Annotated in this window: 15 protein-coding genes; 7 read left to right on the top strand and 8 right to left on the bottom strand. The window is 69.6% G+C overall.

All coding sequences use genetic code 11. From position 1 onward, the window contains the following. Positions 1–170: 170 nt before the first annotated feature. From AB0J09_RS29945 to mtrA, 3 genes are all read right to left on the bottom strand, one after another. Positions 171–1,940 carry an LpqB family beta-propeller domain-containing protein gene (locus AB0J09_RS29945; RefSeq protein WP_360698293.1) on the bottom strand — a complete coding sequence of 590 codons (1,770 nt, stop codon included), beginning with the start codon at positions 1,938–1,940 and terminating at the stop codon, positions 171–173. Further along, a complete protein-coding gene (gene mtrB, locus AB0J09_RS29940; RefSeq protein ID WP_360698290.1) occupies positions 1,927–3,561 on the bottom strand; it encodes an MtrAB system histidine kinase MtrB in 1,635 nt (544 codons plus the stop codon). Before mtrB ends, AB0J09_RS29945 begins: the two co-directional genes overlap by 14 nt. A gap of 120 nt (positions 3,562–3,681) precedes the next feature. Further along, on the bottom strand, positions 3,682–4,359 hold the full coding sequence (gene mtrA, locus AB0J09_RS29935; protein ID WP_043620615.1) for an MtrAB system response regulator MtrA: 678 nt from the start codon (positions 4,357–4,359) through the stop codon (positions 3,682–3,684). 270 nt (positions 4,360–4,629) lie between these two features. On the opposite strand from mtrA, the gene AB0J09_RS29930 reads away from it, so the two are divergent. Genes AB0J09_RS29930 through AB0J09_RS29910 form a run of 5 tightly spaced genes read left to right on the top strand, consistent with a single transcriptional unit; the run spans position 4,630 to position 10,359 of the window. Next, positions 4,630–5,886, top strand: coding sequence for a glycerophosphoryl diester phosphodiesterase membrane domain-containing protein (locus AB0J09_RS29930; protein ID WP_360698287.1), 1,257 nt, complete (start codon positions 4,630–4,632; stop codon positions 5,884–5,886). After that, a complete protein-coding gene (locus AB0J09_RS29925) occupies positions 5,883–6,797 on the top strand; it encodes a DUF4129 domain-containing protein (protein WP_360698285.1) in 915 nt (304 codons plus the stop codon). Before AB0J09_RS29930 ends, AB0J09_RS29925 begins: the two co-directional genes overlap by 4 nt. Beyond that, the gene (locus AB0J09_RS29920; RefSeq protein WP_360698283.1) at positions 6,794–7,990 is read left to right on the top strand and encodes a DUF4350 domain-containing protein; all 1,197 of its coding nucleotides are present in this window, start codon (positions 6,794–6,796) and stop codon (positions 7,988–7,990) included. The genes AB0J09_RS29925 and AB0J09_RS29920 overlap by 4 nt, the downstream gene beginning before the upstream one ends. Next, entirely contained in the window at positions 7,980–8,960 is a 981-nt protein-coding gene (locus AB0J09_RS29915) for a MoxR family ATPase (protein ID WP_360698281.1), read from the top strand. Before AB0J09_RS29920 ends, AB0J09_RS29915 begins: the two co-directional genes overlap by 11 nt. A 25-nt stretch (positions 8,961–8,985) precedes the next feature. Then, positions 8,986–10,359, top strand: a complete 1,374-nt coding sequence (locus AB0J09_RS29910; protein ID WP_360698279.1) for a DUF58 domain-containing protein — start codon at positions 8,986–8,988, stop codon at positions 10,357–10,359. Positions 10,360–10,495: 136 nt separating this feature from the next. On the opposite strand, the gene AB0J09_RS29905 is transcribed toward AB0J09_RS29910, so the two are convergent. Further along, on the bottom strand, positions 10,496–11,488 hold the full coding sequence (locus AB0J09_RS29905; RefSeq protein ID WP_360698277.1) for a stage II sporulation protein M: 993 nt from the start codon (positions 11,486–11,488) through the stop codon (positions 10,496–10,498). 51 nt (positions 11,489–11,539) lie between these two features. On the opposite strand from AB0J09_RS29905, the gene AB0J09_RS29900 reads away from it, so the two are divergent. Beyond that, entirely contained in the window at positions 11,540–12,565 is a 1,026-nt protein-coding gene (locus AB0J09_RS29900; protein WP_360698275.1) for an RDD family protein, read from the top strand. 37 nt (positions 12,566–12,602) lie between these two features. Here the strand turns inward: AB0J09_RS29900 and AB0J09_RS29895 are convergent, their stop codons facing one another. Together AB0J09_RS29895 and AB0J09_RS29890 are read right to left on the bottom strand one after the other, a co-directional pair. Continuing rightward, the gene (locus tag AB0J09_RS29895; protein ID WP_360698272.1) at positions 12,603–13,985 is read right to left on the bottom strand and encodes a hypothetical protein; all 1,383 of its coding nucleotides are present in this window, start codon (positions 13,983–13,985) and stop codon (positions 12,603–12,605) included. 75 nt (positions 13,986–14,060) lie between these two features. Continuing rightward, positions 14,061–15,449 carry a hypothetical protein gene (locus tag AB0J09_RS29890; protein ID WP_360698270.1) on the bottom strand — a complete coding sequence of 463 codons (1,389 nt, stop codon included), beginning with the start codon at positions 15,447–15,449 and terminating at the stop codon, positions 14,061–14,063. A 166-nt stretch (positions 15,450–15,615) separates the two neighbouring features. Between AB0J09_RS29890 and AB0J09_RS29885 the strand changes: the two genes are divergently transcribed. Next, entirely contained in the window at positions 15,616–16,248 is a 633-nt protein-coding gene (locus tag AB0J09_RS29885; RefSeq protein WP_360698268.1) for a DUF305 domain-containing protein, read from the top strand. 367 nt (positions 16,249–16,615) lie between these two features. On the opposite strand, the gene AB0J09_RS29880 is transcribed toward AB0J09_RS29885, so the two are convergent. Both AB0J09_RS29880 and AB0J09_RS29875 read right to left on the bottom strand, forming a co-directional pair. Continuing rightward, positions 16,616–17,851, bottom strand: a complete 1,236-nt coding sequence (locus tag AB0J09_RS29880) for an adenosylhomocysteinase (protein WP_360698266.1) — start codon at positions 17,849–17,851, stop codon at positions 16,616–16,618. 286 nt (positions 17,852–18,137) lie between these two features. After that, a partial coding sequence (locus AB0J09_RS29875; RefSeq protein ID WP_360698265.1) for an adenosylhomocysteinase occupies positions 18,138–18,766 on the bottom strand: 629 nt, incomplete at its 5' end.

The following is an 18,766-nucleotide window of genomic DNA, read 5'->3' as shown; positions in this document are numbered from 1 at the left end:
GCGCCGACCAGCTCGGCCAGGCAGCCCGGGCAACACCGCGCCCCTTTGGCCCCGCACCCGGCGCAGGCTTGAGGCAGGACGAGATCGAGTACGGCGCTCAGCACGCGGACCAGGATGCCGCCCACGACCGACAATTTCTCGCGGTGCGCCTACGACTCCTTGGCGGTGGGTCAGCCGAGGGGAAGGAGGGGGGAGCTGGCGTCGGACTCGATCTTGACGGTCCAGGTCTGGCGGTCCTGGTTGAGCTCGAGGATCTTGGTGCGCTGATCCGCCGTAGCCGCCGCCAGCACGCGATCGTCCAGCGCCGCCACCGACTCGAGCCGATCCTTCAACGGCACCCCCACGACCTCCCCGTCCCCCACGTTGATCTCGTTGAGTATCTGCCCGGCCTTGCTATCCACCAGCACGAGCAGGTGCTCGTCATCGCTCCAGGCGACATCGAGGATCTTGTTCCCCACCTCGGTGGTGGTCAGGAGCTGGAAGTTGCCCAGCATCGTCCCCGCCGCCTCGCCCGTCAGCGCGCCGATCTGGACGGTGTTCTCCCCGGTCATCACCGCCACCCGCACCCCGTCCCTGGCGATCCTGAGCCGGGTGACGTCCAGCCCGGCCAGCTTGGGGGCGGCCACCCGTTCGGGGCCTCTCCCGCTGGTCGGGTCGTACCGCAACAAGACGGCATTCCGCTGGTCATAGGTCCATAGGGACCCATCCCGATGCCACGTCGGCGCGGTCAGCTTCGTGCCCTGGATGACCTCCTGCCAGCGCCCGTTCTGCGTCACCCCCGCCACCGAGATGCCGGTCGAGGTCTTGGCCGCGATGAGCTGGCCGTCCTTGGACAGGGCGAAGTCCGAGTAGCCTTCGCGCGGCTGCCCCGCCGGACCCGGGACGGCGGCCGCCGGCCCGTCCTTGCCCATGTAGTGGACGGCGCCCTTGCTGACGTAGTAGGCGGTGTCGCTGCCGTCGTCCAGCCACTGGTCGTCGGAGTTGGGCTGGTCGATGGAGTACGGCTCCCCGTCCACCTGGATCTCGATGACGCGGCCCTTGGCGATCTCGTTCTTGTTGAGGCTGTACCTGATCTGGGCCTTCAGGGATGCCTCGGTGCTCAGGTCCAGGAGATCGATGGGGCCCGAGAGGTTGATCACCACGCGCTCGTCCGACCTGATCGACACGATCTTGGTGCCGGACGGGAAGCTCGTCGTCACCGCTCCCTGCAGGGCCGCGGTCGGGGTCTTGAGCAGGCGCTGCAGAATGGTCTGCGCGTAGGTCTCCGTCGGCTTCAGCCGCAGGCGCACACGGTCGACGACCAGTCTGTTCCCGGTGTTGCCGTTCAGGTAGTAGAGGTTCGTGGCCCGGTACGCGCGCGTCACGTCGGCGTTGGTGAGCAGCAGCCCGTTGGGCAGGTCCTTGACGCGGTAGCCGCCCCCTTCGACCTTCACGAGCTCGAACGTGAAGGACCAGGGGCCGGCCGTGGGGACGTACGAGTCGTCCTCCTTGATCCCCGCCACCCACCGGCCCTTGAGCGTGATCTTCTGCACCGGGCCCGTCTCGTCGCGCGGAGCGGGCGGCGCGACCTCGAACCCGTCCTCGATCACCGTCACCGGGCCGGAGGCGTTCCACTTGGCCCGCGCCTCAGGGGTCAGGTACTGGGGCAGGACGGTCGGGTCGTCGGCGTAGGCGGCCATGGCGGCCTGCAGGCCCCTGATGGTCTGCTCCGGGCCCCAGCTCTTCTGGGGCGAAATGGCGATCATGCGCTGGAACGGCTTGCTCAGCGGATCGCTGCTGCCGGTCTCGTTGACGTTGAGCGGGCCGGTCACGGGGATCACGGTGCAGCCGGAACCCGCCAGCACCATGGCCGCCACGATCGCGACCACCGCGCCGAGCCGCCAGACCCTCGCCCGTCGCCCCGTCCCCGCGACGGCGGCGGGCCCTCTAGTCCTCGTCATGGCCGGTCCCGTCCGCGGACGCAGGCAGCAGCACCGGTGTCATGGCCGTACGCCACGTACGACGCATCTCGATCTCGGGCGGCACCAGCGACAGCGGCGAGCCCTTCAGATCGGCCCCGGCGGTCCTGGGCAGTGTCAGCCGGAACTGCGAGCCCTCCCCGGGCTGCCCCCACGCCTGCAGCCAGCCGCCGTGCAGCGTGGCGTCCTCGCGCGAGATGGCCAGCCCGAGCCCGGTGCCGCCGATCGTCCGCGCCCGCGACGGGTCTGCCCGCCAGAAGCGGTCGAACACCATAGTGTCCTCACCGGCCTTCAGCCCGATCCCGTGGTCGCGCACGGCGACCGCGACCGCGTCCCGGTCGGCGCCGATGGTGACCACGATGTCCCTGCCCTCGCCGTGCTCGATGGCGTTGAACAGCAGGTTGCGCAGGATCCGCTCGACTCTGCGGTTGTCGATCTCGGCCATGCAGGGCTCGTTCGGCAGCCGGAGCTCGAAGCGGGTCGTGTGCCGCTCGGCCAGCGCCTCGGAGTCGGCGATGGCCCGCAGCACCACGTCGCGCACGTCCACGGAGTCGAGGTCGAGCGTGGCGGCGCCGGCGTCGTAGCGGCTGATCTCCAGCAGGTCGGCCAGCATCGACTCGAACCGTTCGAGCTGGGCCTGCATGAGCTCCGCCGAGCGGGCGGCCATCGGGTCGAAGTCCTCGCGGGCGTCGTAGAGCAGGTCGGCGGCCATGCGCACGGTCGTCAGCGGCGTGCGCAGCTCGTGGGAGACGTCGGAGACGAACTGCCGCTGGACCTGTGAGAGCTCCTCCAGCTGGTGGATCTTCAGCGCCAAATTCGCCGCCATCTCGTTGAACGAGTTCGCCAGGCGGGCCAGGTCGTCCTCGCCGCGTACTTTGAGCCGTTCGTCCAGCTTGCCGGAGGCGAGGCGTTCCGCGGCCTGGCGCGCCAGCCGTACGGGAGTGACGACCTGGCGGGCGACCAGGTACGCGATGGCGGCGAGCAGCAGCACCAGCCCGAAGCCCACCACGACGATGGCGAGCCGGACGTTGGACAGCAGCTCCTCTTCGTCCGTGAACGGGAAAAAGTGGTAGACCTCGTAGCTCTCGCCGGTGGACGGCACGTGCACGATGCCGCCGACCACGTACGTGAGCCTGGGCTGGCTCCCCCCGGCGAACTTGATCCGCTCTATCGAGCCGACGGCCTTCCCGTACTCGGCCTTCTGCACGTTGCGCTGCAGGCCCAGCGGCACGTTCAGCGGCACGACGCCCCCGGACGCCCGCGACTGGCCGGGGGCGGTCTGGTTGAGAATCAGCACGTCGTAGCGCTTCTTGGAGCCGTTCTCACCCGACCCTGTGACGATGTCCATGACGTCGTCGAGCGGGTTGGCCGAGCCCTTCTTGCCGCTGTCGGCGGGCTTGGTCTGGTCGTCGGCCTCAGGGGTCAGCGCGTCGGCGATCTGCAGGCGGTCGGCGGACGCCTCGCTGGCGGACGAGCGCTGGCTGCTCGACACGACCTGCCTGTTGATCTGCTCGGAGAGGAACGTGCCGAGCACGACCACCACGATGACGGAGATCACCAGCGTGCTGGTGACCACCTGGAGCTGGAGCGAGCGCCGCCACACGCTCCGTGTCCTGCCCGCCGCACGGCGCACCCGCCGGCGAACGCCGCCGAGAATCTGGCGGAGTGTCCGTCGGCGGGACCTCGTCTTCTTCGCCGGGGGCATGGCAGGGGAGGGGGAAGATCAGGCGGGGCCGGCTTTGTAGCCGACGCCGCGGACCGTCACCACGATCTCGGGGTGCTCGGGGTCCTTCTCGATCTTGGCCCTGAGCCGCTGTACGTGTACGTTGACCAGCCGCGTGTCGGCCGCGTGGCGGTAGCCCCAGACCTGCTCGAGCAGGACCTCACGGGTGAACACCTGGCGCGGCTTGCGAGCCAGCGCGACCAGGAGGTCGAACTCCAGCGGCGTGAGGTTGATCGTCTCCTCGCCGCGCTTGACCGAGTGACCGGCCACGTCGATGGTGATGTCGCCGATCTGGAGGATCTCGGGGGTCGGCTCGTCGGTACGGCGAAGCCGCGCCCGCACGCGCGCGACGAGCTCCTTAGGCTTGAACGGCTTGACGATGTAGTCGTCGGCGCCCGACTCGAGCCCGAGAACGACGTCGATCGTGTCGCTCTTGGCCGTGAGCATGACGATGGGAACCCCCGACTCCGCCCTGATCCTCCGCGCGACGTCGATGCCGTCGGCCCCCGGCAGCATCAGGTCGAGCAGGACCAGATCCGGGCGTGTATCCCGGAACGCGTCGAGGGCCTTGTCGCCGTCGGAGACAAATGACGGCTCGAAGCCTTCCCCTCGCAGCACGATCCCCAGCATCTCGGCGAGAGCGGCGTCGTCATCGACGACCAGCACGCGACCTTTCATGGCCCCTCATTCGTTCTACGCATTGTGGGACATACCCGCACGACCGCTGAAGGTTACCCTTGGTAGGCCCATGAGTGTGACATGAGCCATGCAATAGGCGAATTTTAGGTCCGCCCCCCGCGACCGCTATCTCAGTCTGCGGTAACAGAGCAACTTTCTGCCATCCCTGGACGCGAACCTTGACCGGATTCGCCGTGGAATGCGGGCAAGATGAGCCCGCGAATCCGTCCGGTGACACCGATGCCCCGTTCAGCGTGCCAGGATTGGGATATGTCAGACGGTCACGGTCCCCCGCCCGAGACGCCATCAGGCTGGTCGGCCGAACAGCCCCCGCCGTACAGCGCCCCGCAGGCCTCCCCGTGGACCGCGCCGGGCTCGCAGCAGCAGGTGCCCTACGGGCAGCCGTATGGCCAGCCCCCTCAGCAACAGCTGCCACTCGGACCCGGGCCCCAAACACCATATCCGCCCCATCCGCATCCTCAGCCCGGTTACGGCTACGCGCCTCACCCGCCGGCGCTCAGGCCGGGCATCATCCCGCTGCGCCCGCTGGGGCTCGGCGACATACTCGACGGCACGATCAAGCTGATCCGGTCCAACCCTAAGGCCGTGCTCGGCCTGTCGGCTGTCGCCGCGCTGCTCACCGCCGTGCCGGTGGCCGTGGGTCAGGCGTTCGTGCTCGACTCCATGGGCAGCGCCTTCGCCGACCCCGAGGCCACGTCCGGCGCTGAACTCACCACCGCGTCCGGTCTGGTCAGTCAGTACGGCGGCTCCCTGGTCTCCTTCGCGGTCGAGTTCCTGGTGGTCACGCTGCTGACCGGGATACTGACCCGGATCCTCGGCCGGGCGGTCTTCGGCGGCAACCTCAGCGCGGGCGAGGCGTGGCAGCTCGTCAAGGGCCGGGTGCCCGCGTTGTTCGGCGTCGTGGGGCTGATGGCCGCCATCATGGTGGTGCCGTTGATCGTGTTCGCGCTGCTCTTCGTGGCGATCGTGATGAACGCCTCCTCCGACAGCTTCGGCTTGCTGGCCGGGCTGATACTTCTGTTCATCGTCGTGTACATCCCGTACTACCTGTTCTTCACGACCCGCTTCGCGTTCGCCGCACCCGTCGCGGTGCTGGAGGGCAGGGGCCCGATCGACTCCATGCGCCGCTCGTGGCACCTGGTGACCGGCGACTTCTGGCGGGTGCTCGGCATCCTGCTGCTCACGTCCCTGCTGGTCGGGCTGGTCTCCGGCATCTTGTCGGTGCCCTTCACGCTGGCGGGCACGATGTTCGGCATGTTCGGCGCGGGCTCGGCGGCCACGGCCATCGTGTCGGCCGTGCTGATCGCGATCGGCGGCACGCTCGGCGCCATGATCACCTATCCGTTCCAGGCGGGGGTCGCCGGCCTGCTCTACGCCGACCGGCGCATGCGTAGCGAGGCGTTCGACCTCGTGCTGCAGACGGCGGCCATCGAGCAGCAGCGTCAAGGATGGGTGCACGCATCCGCGGACGAGCTCTGGCACCCGTCCAACTCCGCCAGGCGGTGACCGTGCTGATGGTCGCGCTATCCGCGGCCGCCGCCGGTCTCCGCCTCGACACCCCGATCGACCGGGACGAGGCCGCGCGGAGGGCCGCGGAGGAGCTGCTCAAGCCCGCCTACGAGAAGGAGTCGCTGGTCGACCAGATCTACCGGCGGGTCATGCAGTTCCTCGGCGACCTGATGGACGCGGCCACGGGCGGGGGCTCCGCCGGCGGGATCATCGCCGCCGTGGTGATCGTGCTGATCATTCTCGGGGTGATCGTGCTCATCTCGTGGCAGCTCCGCAAGACCGCGCGCAAGAACGCGCTCGCCATGGGCGGGCTGTTCGGTGAGCGGGCGATGACCGCGGCCGAGCACCGGGCGGCCTCCGCGGGGCTGGCCGCCGAGGGGCGCTGGACCGAGGCCATCCAGGAACGGCTCCGGGCCATCGCGCGTGACCTGGAGGAGCGCGCGCTGGTGGACGGCATGCCCGGGCGCACCGCTGACGAACTGGCCGCCGAGGCGGCCGTCTCTCTGCCGGGATTCGCGACGAGGCTCGCGGCCGCGGCGCGGTCGTTCGACGACGTGACGTACGGCGGGGTGCCGGGGACGCGGGAGGCGTACGAAGTGATGTCCGCCCTGGACGACCAGCTCCGCCAGGCCCGCCCCGTCCCGCTCGCGGTACCGGTCCCGGTGGGTGTGGGCGCGGCGGCTCCGGTCGGCGCCGCGGCCGTCCCCGTACCGGGAGGCCCGGTCGCGGGCCCTCCGGCCGGGATCGCGCCCGAGGCTCCGGTTGCGGGGCCGCCGGTAGGACAGCCCGCCGCACCGCCGATGGGACCGCCGCCGGCGCTGGGCGGAGGACAGCCGGGCGGCCCGGTGGAAGGGCCATCGTCAGGAGCGCCCGGCCGGCCCGGTGACGGGGCGGGTGGGGCGGCATGAGCGTGCTCACGGGACCCCCGGCCGGCAGCGCGCCGGCACAGACCGGCGGGTCCTACTCGACCTCCCCCACCGCCCGCTCCACCTGGCGCGGCAGCCGGATCATCGTGCTGCTCGGCCTGATCATCGTCCTCGCCGCGATCGCCGGCGTGCTGCTCAGCCCCCAGCGGGGCCCGTCGCGCCTCCTGGACCCCGACGACACATCCCTGGCGGGCTCCAAGGCGCTGGCCGAGGTGCTGAGGTCCCGGGGCGTACCGGTGGACCGGGTCGACTCCGTACAGGCGGCCGTGGACAAGGCGGCGACGGGCAACCGGCTGCTGCTGATCACGGACATGTCGTACTTCGACGAATACGCCCTGTCCAGGATCCCGGGCGACCGGCTGATCGTCGGCGACCAGCCCGGCCTCGCCGTTCTGGCACCGGGCGTGCACAGGGAGCTGAACACGGCGCGCACGCGCTCGCGCGAGCCCGAGTGCGAACTTCCCGCCGCCAAGGCCGCGGGCAGCGCGTACATGGGCGGCGCCGTCTTCACCGGCCCGGCGGGGGCCTCCGGCTGCTATCTGGGCGGAGATGGGTACACGCTGGTCAGCTTCTCAAACGGGAGCGGCGTCACCACGGTCGTCGGCGACGGCAGTTTCATGACCAACCAGCGCCTGGCCGAGGACGGCAACGCCGCGCTCGCGCTCAACCTGATCGGCACCGGCAAGCCGGTGACCTGGCTCGTACGCCCCGAGACCCCGCCCATCGCGGAGCTGCCGGGCGAGCGGGGCAAGTCGATGTACGACCTGATGCCCGAAAGCATCCGCTGGACGATCTACATGTCGCTCGTCGCCCTGGCCATAACCGCGTTCTGGCGCGGCAGGCGGCTGGGCCCGGTGGTGACGGAGAAGCTGCCCGTCGTCGTACGCGCGGCTGAGACCGTCGAGGGCCGTGGCAGGCTCTACCGGGCCAGGCGGGCCAGGCAGCGGGCGGCCGACTCGCTGCGCGCGGGCACGATCGACCGGCTCACGCCCAGGCTGGGGCTCGGGTCGGGGGCTGGGCCGCAGGAGGTCGTCGCGGCGCTCGCCGCCCGCACGGGCCAGGACGCCCACCAGGTCGGCGCGGCACTGTACGGGCCGCCGCCGGTGGACGACGCCGGGCTCGTCGGGTTGGCCGGATACTTGGACTTCATCGAAAGGCAGGTCAGTGAACTCTGAGGAGACTTTCCGCGTCACGAGCTTGGGCGACTCGGCCAGGGAGGCGCTGGGCGCGCTGCGTGCCGAGGTGTCCAAGGCCGTGGTCGGCCAGGACGCGGTGGTGACGGGGCTGGTCATCGCGCTGCTGTGCAAGGGGCACGTGCTGCTCGAAGGTGTGCCCGGCGTGGCCAAGACGTTGATGGTACGCACGTTGTCGGCGGCCCTGGCCCTGGATTTCAAGCGGGTGCAGTTCACGCCGGACCTGATGCCGGGTGACGTGACCGGGTCGTTGATCTATGACGCGAAGACCGCGGAGTTCGAGTTCCGCGAGGGGCCCGTGTTCACGAACCTGCTGCTCGCCGACGAGATCAACCGCACCCCGCCGAAGACCCAGGCGGCGCTGCTCGAGGCGATGGAGGAACGGCAGGTCAGCGTTGAGGGCTCGGCGCGGCGGCTGCCCGACCCGTTCGTGGTGTGCGCGACGCAGAACCCCGTCGAGTACGAGGGCACGTACCAGCTGCCCGAGGCGCAGCTCGACCGGTTCCTGCTCAAGCTGACCGTGCCGCTGCCGCCGCGCGATCAGGAGATCTCGGTGCTCGAACGGCACGCCCGCGGCTTCGACCCGCGCGACCTGAGCGAGGTGAAGGCCGTCGCCACGGCCGACGACCTCGCCCTTGGGCGGGAGGCGGTCTCCAAGGTGCATGTGGCGCCCGAGGTGCTCGGCTACATCGTGGACGTGGCCCGCGCCACCAGGAACTCGCCGTCGTTGCAGCTCGGCGTCTCGCCGCGTGGGGCCACGGCGCTGCTGGCGGCCTCGCGGGCGTGGGCGTGGCTGTCCGGGCGCCCGTACGTGACGCCTGACGACGTGAAGGCGCTGGCCAGGCCCGCCCTGCGGCACCGGATCCAGCTCAGGCCCGAGGCCGAGCTGGAGGGCGCGACCGCCGACGGCCTGCTCGACGGCATCCTGGCCTCGGTCCCGGTCCCGCGCTGATGGCACTTACGGTGGTGGTGCGCTGATGGCTCTCACGGGACGCGCCGGGCTGATCGCGGCGATCGGGATCGTGGTGGTGCTGCTGGCGCCCCAGCCCGGGGCCGCGCTGGCCGGGGTCTGCCTGCTGCTGGCCGCCGCGATCGTGGTGGACCTGGTGTTCGCCGGCGCCGTGCGCCCGCTGCGGTTCCACCGTTCCGGCGACACGCTCGTACGGCTCGGCCAGCGGGCCACGGTCGAGCTGATCGTCGAGAACCCCGGCTCCAGGCGCGTACGCGGCGCGCTCAGGGACGCCTGGCCGCCGTCGGCGGGAGCCACCCCGCGCGTCGCCGAGCTGGACGTGCCCAAAGGTGAGCGCCGCAAGATCGTCGTGACGCTCGCTCCAACCAGGCGGGGCGACCGGTCGTCCGTGGCGGTGACCGTGCGCTCGGTCGGGCCGCTGGGCCTGGCCGCCCGCCAGGGCAGCCACCAGGCGCCGTGGTCGGTACGCGTGCTGCCGCCTTTCCTGTCGCGCAAACACCTGCCGTCCAGGCTGGCCAGGCTCCGCGAGCTGGACGGCCAGCACCCGGCGCTGGTGCGCGGTCAGGGGACGGAGTTCGACTCGCTGCGGGAGTACGTGGTGGGCGACGACGTACGTTCCATCGACTGGCGGGCCACGGCACGCCGCCACGACGTCGTGGTACGCACCTGGCGCCCGGAACGCGACCGCCGCGTGCTGATCGTGATCGACACCGGCCGTACGTCGGCGGGCCGGGTGGGCGACGCGCCGATCCCCATGACGGGGGCCGCGCCGGGCGGCGGCGGGCTGCTGGTGAGGCCGGATCCGCGCCCGGCGCCCGGCTGGCCGCGGCTCGACTGGTCGATGGACGCGGCGCTGCTGTTGGCCGCGCTGGCCGCCCGGGCCGGTGACCAGGTGGACTTCCTCGCCTACGACCGGGCCGTGCGCGCCTGGGTGAGCGGAGCCTCCCGGACTGAGCTGCTGTCGTCGCTGGTCAACGTGATGGCGCCGATCGAGGCCGAGCTGATCGAGGCCGACTCGCAGGGCATGGTGGCGGCCATCCTGGCGCGGGCCAAACGGCGCTGCCTGGTCGTGCTGCTCACCGACCTCAACTCGGCGGCGCTGGACGAGGGGCTCATGCCGGTGCTTCCCCAGCTGTCGTCGCGTCACCTGGTGCTGGTGGCCGGGGTGTCGGATCCCCGGGTGGCGGCCATGGCGGGCCGCCGGGGGTCTGCCGAGGAGGTGTACGACGCGGCGGCGGCTGAGCACACCCAGCTCGAACGCCGGCGGATCACGGCGCGGCTGCGGCGGCACGGGGTGGAGGTCGTGGACGCTCCTCCGGAGGACATCGCCCCCGCGCTGGCGGACGCGTACCTTGCCCTGAAGGCGGCAGGCCGGCTCTAGGCCCGCACTTCGCCTCCCACCGTAGGCGACTCTCCCGCCGCCATCGGTGACCGTCCTTTGGGGAAGGCCGGGGGCCCGTGGTGACCGTCCCTTGGAGGGCGAAGGGGCGTTGGTGGCTGTCCCCTTGGTGGGCGGGTCAGGCCGTGGGGGCGACGTCTGGGGCGCGTTCGATGTCGCCGGTCTCGTTCTGGCGGAGGGCGCGGCGGCCGAAGGCGATCACATACGTCAGGAACGCCACCTCGGCGAGCACGCCGATCCCGACGCGCGCCCACGTGGGCAGCCCGGACGGCGTGACGAACGCCTCGATCAGCCCCGACACGAACAGCACCACGACGAGCCCCAGCGCCACGCTCATCACCGCCCGCCCCTGCTCGGCCAGCGCCTCCGCGCGGCGGCGCGGCCCGGGGTCGATGACCGTCCAGCCCAGGCGCATGCCCGCGGCCGCCGCCAGGAACACGGCGGTCAGCTCAAGCAGCCCGTGCGGCATGATCAGGCCGAAGAAGATGTCCAGCTTGTCGCGGGAGGCCATGAGACCGCCCGAGACGCCGACGTTCTCGGCGTTCGCGTAGAGCATGTACGGGATCGGCAGACCGAGCAGCACCGAAGAGATGATCACCTGCGCGGAGACCCACGCGTTGTTCACCCATACGCGGCTGGCGAAGGAGGAGGCCGGGTTCTCGGAGTAGTAGTCGGCGAAGTCGTGGTTGACGAGCTGGGTGATCTGTTCCGGCGAGGCGATCGACGACTGCACCTCGGGATTGGCGGCCACCCAAGCGCCCATCACCCACGCCACCACCGTGAACGCCACCGCGCTCGCCAGCCACCACCACCGCGCCCGGTAGGCCACCACGGGGAACGACACCGTGAAGAACCGCACCAGCTCCCGCCAGGCAGGCGTGTGCGCGCCGGTCACGGCGGACCTGGCCCTGGCCACCAGCGCCGACAGCCGCCCGGTCAGCATCGCGTCCCTGGACGAGGAGCGGACGATGGACAGGTGCGTCGACGCCCGCTGATAGAGGTCCACCAGCTCGTCGACCTCGGCGCCGGTCAACGACGAGCGGTGCTTGACCAGGTAGTCGAGCCGGTCCCACACGGGGCGGTGTGCTGTGATGAACGCATCGATGTCCACCCGAACATTCTGGCCGCTCAGTCAGGGCGACATAGCCGTTAGGCTCCATATATGTCAGAGGTTGTGACCGGCGACGCGGTCGTCGTCGAAGTGCGGGTCGCCCAGATGCCCTCGCGTGCGCTGGCGATCATCATCGACATGGCCGTCCAGTTCACCGTGCTGATCGCCACCTATGCGATCTTGGGGGCGTTCGCGGTCATCTCGGACTCGGCGATGTTCGGGGCCGTGATGATCGTGCTCATGGTGCTGGTGCTGGTCGGCTACCCCGTGATCTTCGAATCCCTCTCCAGGGGGCGCAGCCTCGGCAAGCTGGCTCTCGGTCTTCGGGTGGTCGGCGACGACGGCAGTCCCGAGCGCTTCAGGCAGGCGCTGTTCAGGGGCCTGGCCGGGGTCGTGGAGTTCTGGATGCTCTCCGGGGCGCCCGCGCTGATCGCGTCGCTGGTCTCGCAGCGGGGCAAGCGGCTGGGCGACGTCTTCGCGGGCACCATCGTGATCTCCGAGCGGGCGCCGCGCGACTCCGGGCAGTTCATCGTGATGCCGCCGCCGCTGGCGGCCTGGGCGGCCACGCTGGAGCTCTCCCAGCTCCCCGACGAGGTGGCACAGGCCGCCAGGCAGTACCTGTCGCGCTGGCACGACCTGTCGCCGCATGTTCAGCACGAGATGGGAGTGCGGATCGCGACCCAGGTGGCGGCGTTCGTCTCGCCCGCGGCACCGGCCGGAGTGCCGCCGCACGCATACTTGAGCGCCGTCCTGGCCGAGCGCCGCAGGAGGGATCAGGTACGCCTCGCGCAACGCGCCGGCAACGGCCTCCCGCCCCAAGGCTTCCAGCCTCAGTACCAGCAGCCGGGGCCGTACCAGCAGCCGATCTCAGGGCCATACCAGCAACCGGCCTCAGTCCCGTACCAGCAGCCAGCTCCAGGCCCGTACCAGCAACCGGCTCCGGGGCCGTACCAGCAGCCGGGGCCCTACGCGCAGCCCCAGCCGAACTCCCAGGTCGGTGCGCCCCACAGGCCTCCGGCCGCACCCGCGCCGGAGCCGCCGAAGGCGACTCCGGGCGGGTTCGCGCCGCCTCAGTGAGCACGGCGCCGGCCGTGTTACCCGGCGGCCGGATCCGTCAGTCGTGCCACCCGTTCTGGTACGACCCCTGGGTCTGCACGTTCAGCCGGTCGGTACGGACACCCCTGGCGCTGTCTGTGAGCGGATCGCTGATCTTGATGACGTCGAGGCCCTCGTGGAAGTCGGCCCCGTAGATGTAGCCGTTGTAGTAGTAAGCGGACCAGATGCCGCCGCCACCGCCCGCCGAGCGGGGACCGCGCTCGAAGTAGCCGATCTCCCTCGGGTGGGCGGCGTCGGTGAAGTCCCAGACCGACAACCCGCCCATGTACCAGGCCTGGACCATGATGTCCCGGCCCTTGACGGGGATGAGCGAGCCGTTGTGCGCGACGCAGTTCTCGCTGTCGGCCTGGTAGCGCGGGATCTTGAAGTAGCTCTTGAACGTGAACTGCCCGTTCGAGATGTCATAGATCGCGTCCGCGCCACGGTTCGGCCCGGTCGCCTCGTTGCAGGTGGCCGCGCCGCCGCCGCCGAGCTCGTCGGTGAAGATGACCTTCTTGGCATCGTTGCTGAAGGTCGCCGAGTGCCAGAACGCGAAGTTCGGGTCCGTGGTCCTGGCGGTGATCTTCGGGTTCAGCCGGTCCGAGATGTCGAACAGCACGCCGTCACCCATGCACGCGCCCGCCGCGATGTCCTTCTCGGCGTAGGCGGTGATGTCGTGGCAGCCGCTGGTCGGCAGCAGCAGGCCGGGCTGGGTCTCGTTGCCGCCGTCGGGGAAGACCACCGGGGTGGCCGCGACCGCCGCAGACGCCGGGTCCTTGAGCGGCACCTTGATGATCGAGATCTTGTCGTGCGGCGGCAGGCAGTCGGGGAACGTGGCGCTCGGGTTGTAGGACGAGACGTAGATGTAGACGTTCTTGTCCCGGTCGCGGCCCTTACCCGGCACCAGGGTCAGGGTGTGGGAGCCGCAGTTCGTCTCGACCGACTTGATGTACTTCGGGCTGGCCTTGTCGGAGACGTCGAAGATCCTGACGCCCTCCCAGGCCTCCTTGTGGTCGGCGGTCAGGGCCGTGCTGTTGCACGAGTCGTCGCTCCGCGAGGAGTCGACGGCGGTGAACAGCAGGTTGCCGTAGACGGTGACGTCCATCTGGGAGCCCGGGCAGACGACCGAGCTGACGGGCTTGGCCTTCTTGGGGTTGCGGATGTCGTAGATCGAGAAGCCGCCGTAGTTACCGACGTATGCGTAGTCGCCCTGGAAGGCGATGTCGGTGTTGATCGTCGAGGCGATCGGGGCGGGTTTGGGGATGTTCAGTACGTGGGTCACGTTGGGGCTGGTGACCACGGTGTCGGGCGGTGGGATGTCGGCGGCCATGGCGGGCATGCCGGTCAGCGCTAACGCGACGGCTGCCGCGACCGCCACGAGGGCACGGCGCGGATTGGACACTCCGGAGCCTCCTTGATCGTGTGTCCGGACAAAGCGAAAGCGGCGAGGACCCGCCGGGATCCTCGCCGCTTGACGTCAGTGGCCGTGTTCGGGATACGACCCCTGGGTCTGCGCGTTCAGGGAGTCCATCTTGACGCTGTTCGCCTGGTTGGTACGCGAGTCGTTGATCTTCAGGACGTCCAGGCCCAGGTTGAAGTCGGACCCGTAGATGTAGCCGTTGTAGTAGTACGCCGACCAGAATCCGCCGTCGAGCGGCGGCGCGGTGTTGTCGGGGCCGCGCTCGAAGAACGCGATCTCCTGCGGGTGCGCCGAGTCGGTGAAGTCGACCACCGAGATCCCGCCCTGGTACCACGCCTGGACCATGATGTCGCGGCCCTTGACCGGGATCAGCGAGCCGTTGTGCGCCACGCAGTTCTCCGTGTCGGCCTGGTAGCGCGGGATCTTGAAGTAGCTCCTGAACTGGAGCTGCCCGTTCACGATGTCGTAGTACGCGTTGGCGCCCCGGTTCGAGCCGATGGCCTCGTTGCAGGTGGCCCTGGTGCCACCGCCGAGCTCGTCGGTGAAGATGACCTTCGTGCCGTCGTTGTTGAAGGTGGCCGAGTGCCAGAAGGCGAAGTTCGCCTCGTCGCGCACCCTCGCGGTGACCTTGGGCTGCTCGGGGTCGCGAATGTCGAGCAGGATGCCGTCACCCATGCACGCGCCCGCGGCGATGCCCTTCTCCGGGTACGCGGTGATGTCGTGGCAGCCGGTGGTGGCGGACTTGCTGTTGGGATACGACCCCGGAACGCCGGGGTTGCCGCCGTCGGGGAAGAGGTTCGGCGTCGCGATCACCGTGGCGGCCGTCGGGTTACTCAGCGGCACCTTGATGATCGAGATCAGGTCGTGGGGTGGCTTGCAGTCCGGGAACGTGTCGCTCGGCGAGTAGGAGGAGACGTAGATGTAGACGTTCTCGCCCCTGGGGTCGGGCACCAGCGTGTTCGTGTGGGAGCCGCAGTTCGTCTCGACCGACTTGATGTACTTCGGGTTGGTCTTGTCGGAGACGTCGAAGATGCGGATGCCCTCCCACGACTCCTTGACGGAGGCGGGCTGGGAGGTGCTGCTGCACGAGTCGTTGTTGCGCGAGGAGTCGACGGAGCCGAACAGCAGGTTGCCGTAGATGGACATGTCCATCTGGCCGCCCGGGCAGACCACTGAGCTGACCAGCGAGGTCTGCTTCGGGTGCTTGATGTCGTAGATCGAGAAGCCGTAGTAGTTGCCGACGTAGGCGTAGTCGCCCTGGAACGCCATGTCCGTGTGGATGTCGGCCAGGGCTTCGGGCTTCGGCACGTTGGTGACGTGCTTGATGTTGGGGCTCATGACGATCTCGCCGGGAGCCGGGATGTCCGCGGCCTGGACCGGTAAGGCCACGCCGCCCAGCAGCGCGACCGCCGCCACCAGGGTGAGGGCCCTGCGGAGGGTGAACACTCGGGATCTCCTATAAAGGGGGCATAAATCTAGGTCATCCTCGCCTTTTCCGACCTCCACAGGCCAGCACACAACTTGTCAATTTTTGTTCCGGTTCGTCCTCTTTAAATTTGTCCAGTTATGGCCTAGAGTGCGCATTCTCGACCGAGTCAGTCAGGGAGGTTGGGTGCGCGCCGCGCTCATTGTCGTCATGGGTACGGTCGTTGCCCTCTCCGGCTGCAGCAGCTCTCCGCCGCAGGCCCCGCGCGCCGACTCGACCGCGCCGGTGATCGCTCCCGGCCGCCCCGGCGAGCAGGCCAAGACGCTGTCGCCGAGCGAGGCCGCCACCGCCGTCCCCTCGGCCACCGCCAATGCGGCCGACATCAAGTACGTCCAGGACATGATCATCCATCACCGGCAGGCCCTGGACATGGCCCTCCTCGCCCCCAGCCGGGCGGACTCGGCCAAGTTGAAGAGCCTGGCCGGCCGGATCAAGGACGCCCAGGGACCGGAGATCCAGTTCATGACGACCTGGCTGCAGGAGCAGGAGCAGTCGGTGCCCGACCATCACGCCGCGCACGACGGCATGCCGGGCATGGCCACGCCCGAGCAGCTCGAGGCGCTGAAGGCGGCCAAGGGCAAGGACTTCGACCGGATGTTCCTGCAGCTCATGATCAACCACCACCTCGGCGCGATCAAGATGTCGGAGCAGGTCCTGACCAGCGGCTCCCACATCCGCGTCGAGGAACTGGCCACCGACGTCAGCGTGACCCAGGCAGCCGAGATCCGCCGCATGCAGGAGATGCAGTCCGCCCTCTAGCCCCCTTTCGGCCCCGGTTCCACGCCGTCCGACCGGCTTCCACCCTCCGCACCCGTTTCCCGGGACTTGGGGACGCACCTCCAGCACCCCACTTCCAAGCTCCTGGCAGGCGCGTCAGACGTCCCGCCTCCATGCCTCCGGTCCGGCAAGGTCCTGGCAGGTGCGTCGGACGTCCCGCCTCCATGACTCCGGCGGGTGCATCCGGCGGGCGACGGCCGGGGTAGCGGCGGGTCGTTGGGGGGGCGTGCCGACCAGAGGGCCGAGGGGCGCTGGGGCGCGGCGGTCCGGAGTGCGGATGGGCGCTGGGGCGTATCCGCGGGGGAACCGGTGGCCACGGAGCCTCGCGTGCCGTCCGTCGCCGGGCCGGTCAGGAGCCGACGCGCCAGGAGTGCAAGTAGTCCTCCTGCTCAGGGGTGAGCACGTCGATGCCGATGCCGGCGGCGGCCAGCTTGAGCCTGGCCACCTCGTGGTCGATCTCCTCGGGAACGTCGTAGACGCCGGGGTCCAGCCGGGAGCGCTCGCCCGCCAGCCAGGCCACGGCGAGGGCCTGCGCGGAGAACGACATGTCCATGACGGCCGCGGGATGGCCCTCGGCGGCGGTGAGGTTGACCAGCCGCCCCTCGGCGAGCAGCAGCAGTCGCCGGCCGTCGGGCATGACGTACTCGTCGGTGTTGGGCCGCACCCCGCGGTGCACCTCGGCGGCCATCTCGTCCAGCGCCCGCACGTCGATCTCCACGTCGAAGTGCCCGGCGTTGGCCAGGATCGCGCCGTCCTTCATGACCGACAGGTGCTCGGCCCTGATCACGTCGCGGTTGCCCGTCACGGTGACGAACAGGTCGCCGACCATCGCCGCCTGCGCCATCGGCCGCACTTCGTAGCCCTGCAGGGTCGCGTCGAGCGCCTTCACGGCGTCGATCTCGGTCACGATCACCCGCGCCCCGAACCCCTTGGCCCGCTCGGCCACGCCCCGCCCGCAGAACCCGAACCCGGCCACGACGACCGTGCGGCCGGCGAGCATGGTATTGGTGGCGCGCATGATGCCGTCGAGCGTGGACTGTCCGGTGCCGTAACGGTTGTCGAACATGCGCTTGGTACGCGTGTCGTTCACGGCCACCATGGGGAACCGCAACGCGCCCTCCGCGGCCATCTGCCGGAGCCTGATGATCCCGGTGGTGGTCTCCTCACAGCCGCCGCTGACACGTTCGAGCAGGTCAGTACGTTCGGTGTGGAGGATGTTCACCAGATCGCACCCGTCGTCGAGCACGAGATCGGGCTCGATATCGAGCGCCTGGTGAATGTGCCGGTAGTAGGTGGCCCGATCGACCCCCGCGCGCGCGTGCACGCCGATCCCATACATCCGCAGCGCCTCACCCACGTCGTCCTGAGTGGACAGGGGGTTGGACGCGGCCAGCGCGATCTCGGCGCCTCCGGCCTTCAACGCCCCCATCAAGATGGCGGTCTCGGCGGTGACGTGGAGGCAGGCAGCGATCTTCAACCCGTCAAGCGGCCGCTCGAGCCCGAACCGCTCGCCGATCGCAGTCAAAACCGGCATCGAACGAGCAGCCCAGGAGATCTGCCGCTCGCCACTTTCCCAGAGATCCATGCCAGCCCTTTGAGCGAAGAAGATGGCCAAGAATACGCGTCGTCACGGCGAGCAACCCGCGAGCCTTCACGACCGGCCATGACAGACGGAGGTGACGTCGGCGCGTGCGGCCCACCGTGCGTAGCCGTAACGGATGGGTTTGATGGGCGCGGCCCACCATGCGCCGCCCGTAACGGATGGGTTTGATGGGCGCGACCCACCGTACACAGCTGTACAAGATGCGGGTGATGGGCCTCGAAAAGGGAGAGCTCCGGGAGGCGAGAAACCCCCCGGAGCTCATGAGAATTTAGTACCGGTAGTGGTCGGACTTGTAGGGGCCCTCGACGTGGACGCCGATGTAGGAGGCCTGTTCCTTGGTGAGCTCGGTCAGCTTGACGCCCAGGGCGTCGAGGTGCAGGCGAGCGACCTTCTCGTCCAGGTGCTTGGGCAGGGTGTAGACGCCGATCGGGTACTCGGACGTCTTCGCGAACAGCTCGATCTGCGCGATCACCTGGTTGGTGAACGAGTTGGACATGACGAAGCTCGGGTGGCCGGTCGCGCAGCCGAGGTTCATCAGCCGGCCCTCGGCCAGGACGATGATCGAGTGCCCGTCGGCGAAGACCCACTCGTCGACCTGCGACTTGATGTTGCGCTTCTCGATGCCGGGCAGCTTGGCGAGGCCGGCCATGTCGATCTCGTTGTCGAAGTGGCCGATGTTGGAGACGATCGCCTGGTGCTTCATCTTCGCCATGTGGCCGGCGGTGATGATGTTGAAGTTGCCGGTGGCGGTCACGAAGATGTCGGCGATGCCGACGACCTCGTCCAGCGTGGTCACCTGGAAGCCGTCCATGGCCGCCTGGAGCGCGCAGATCGGGTCGATCTCGGTCACGATGACCCGGGCGCCCTGGCCGCGCAGCGCGTCGGCGCAGCCCTTGC

The sequence above is a fragment of the Nonomuraea sp. NPDC049784 genome, assembly GCF_040659615.1.
In the GTDB taxonomy this organism is placed as follows: domain Bacteria; phylum Actinomycetota; class Actinomycetes; order Streptosporangiales; family Streptosporangiaceae; genus Nonomuraea.
This window is presented reverse-complemented; position numbering and strand designations above follow the sequence as displayed.

Excerpts from the sequence above, each read along its gene's own strand:
- AB0J09_RS29930 (WP_360698287.1), top strand. The coding sequence starts at position 4,630 with ATGTCAGACGGTCACGGTCCCCCGCCCGAGACGCCATCAGGCTGGTCG.
- AB0J09_RS29945 (WP_360698293.1), bottom strand. The coding sequence starts at position 1,940 with ATGACGAGGACTAGAGGGCCCGCCGCCGTCGCGGGGACGGGGCGACGG.
- AB0J09_RS29900 (WP_360698275.1), top strand. The coding sequence starts at position 11,540 with ATGTCAGAGGTTGTGACCGGCGACGCGGTCGTCGTCGAAGTGCGGGTC.
- AB0J09_RS29910 (WP_360698279.1), top strand. The coding sequence starts at position 8,986 with ATGGCTCTCACGGGACGCGCCGGGCTGATCGCGGCGATCGGGATCGTG.
- AB0J09_RS29920 (WP_360698283.1), top strand. The coding sequence starts at position 6,794 with ATGAGCGTGCTCACGGGACCCCCGGCCGGCAGCGCGCCGGCACAGACC.
- AB0J09_RS29880 (WP_360698266.1), bottom strand. The coding sequence starts at position 17,851 with ATGGATCTCTGGGAAAGTGGCGAGCGGCAGATCTCCTGGGCTGCTCGT.
- mtrA (WP_043620615.1), bottom strand. The coding sequence starts at position 4,359 with ATGAAAGGTCGCGTGCTGGTCGTCGATGACGACGCCGCTCTCGCCGAG.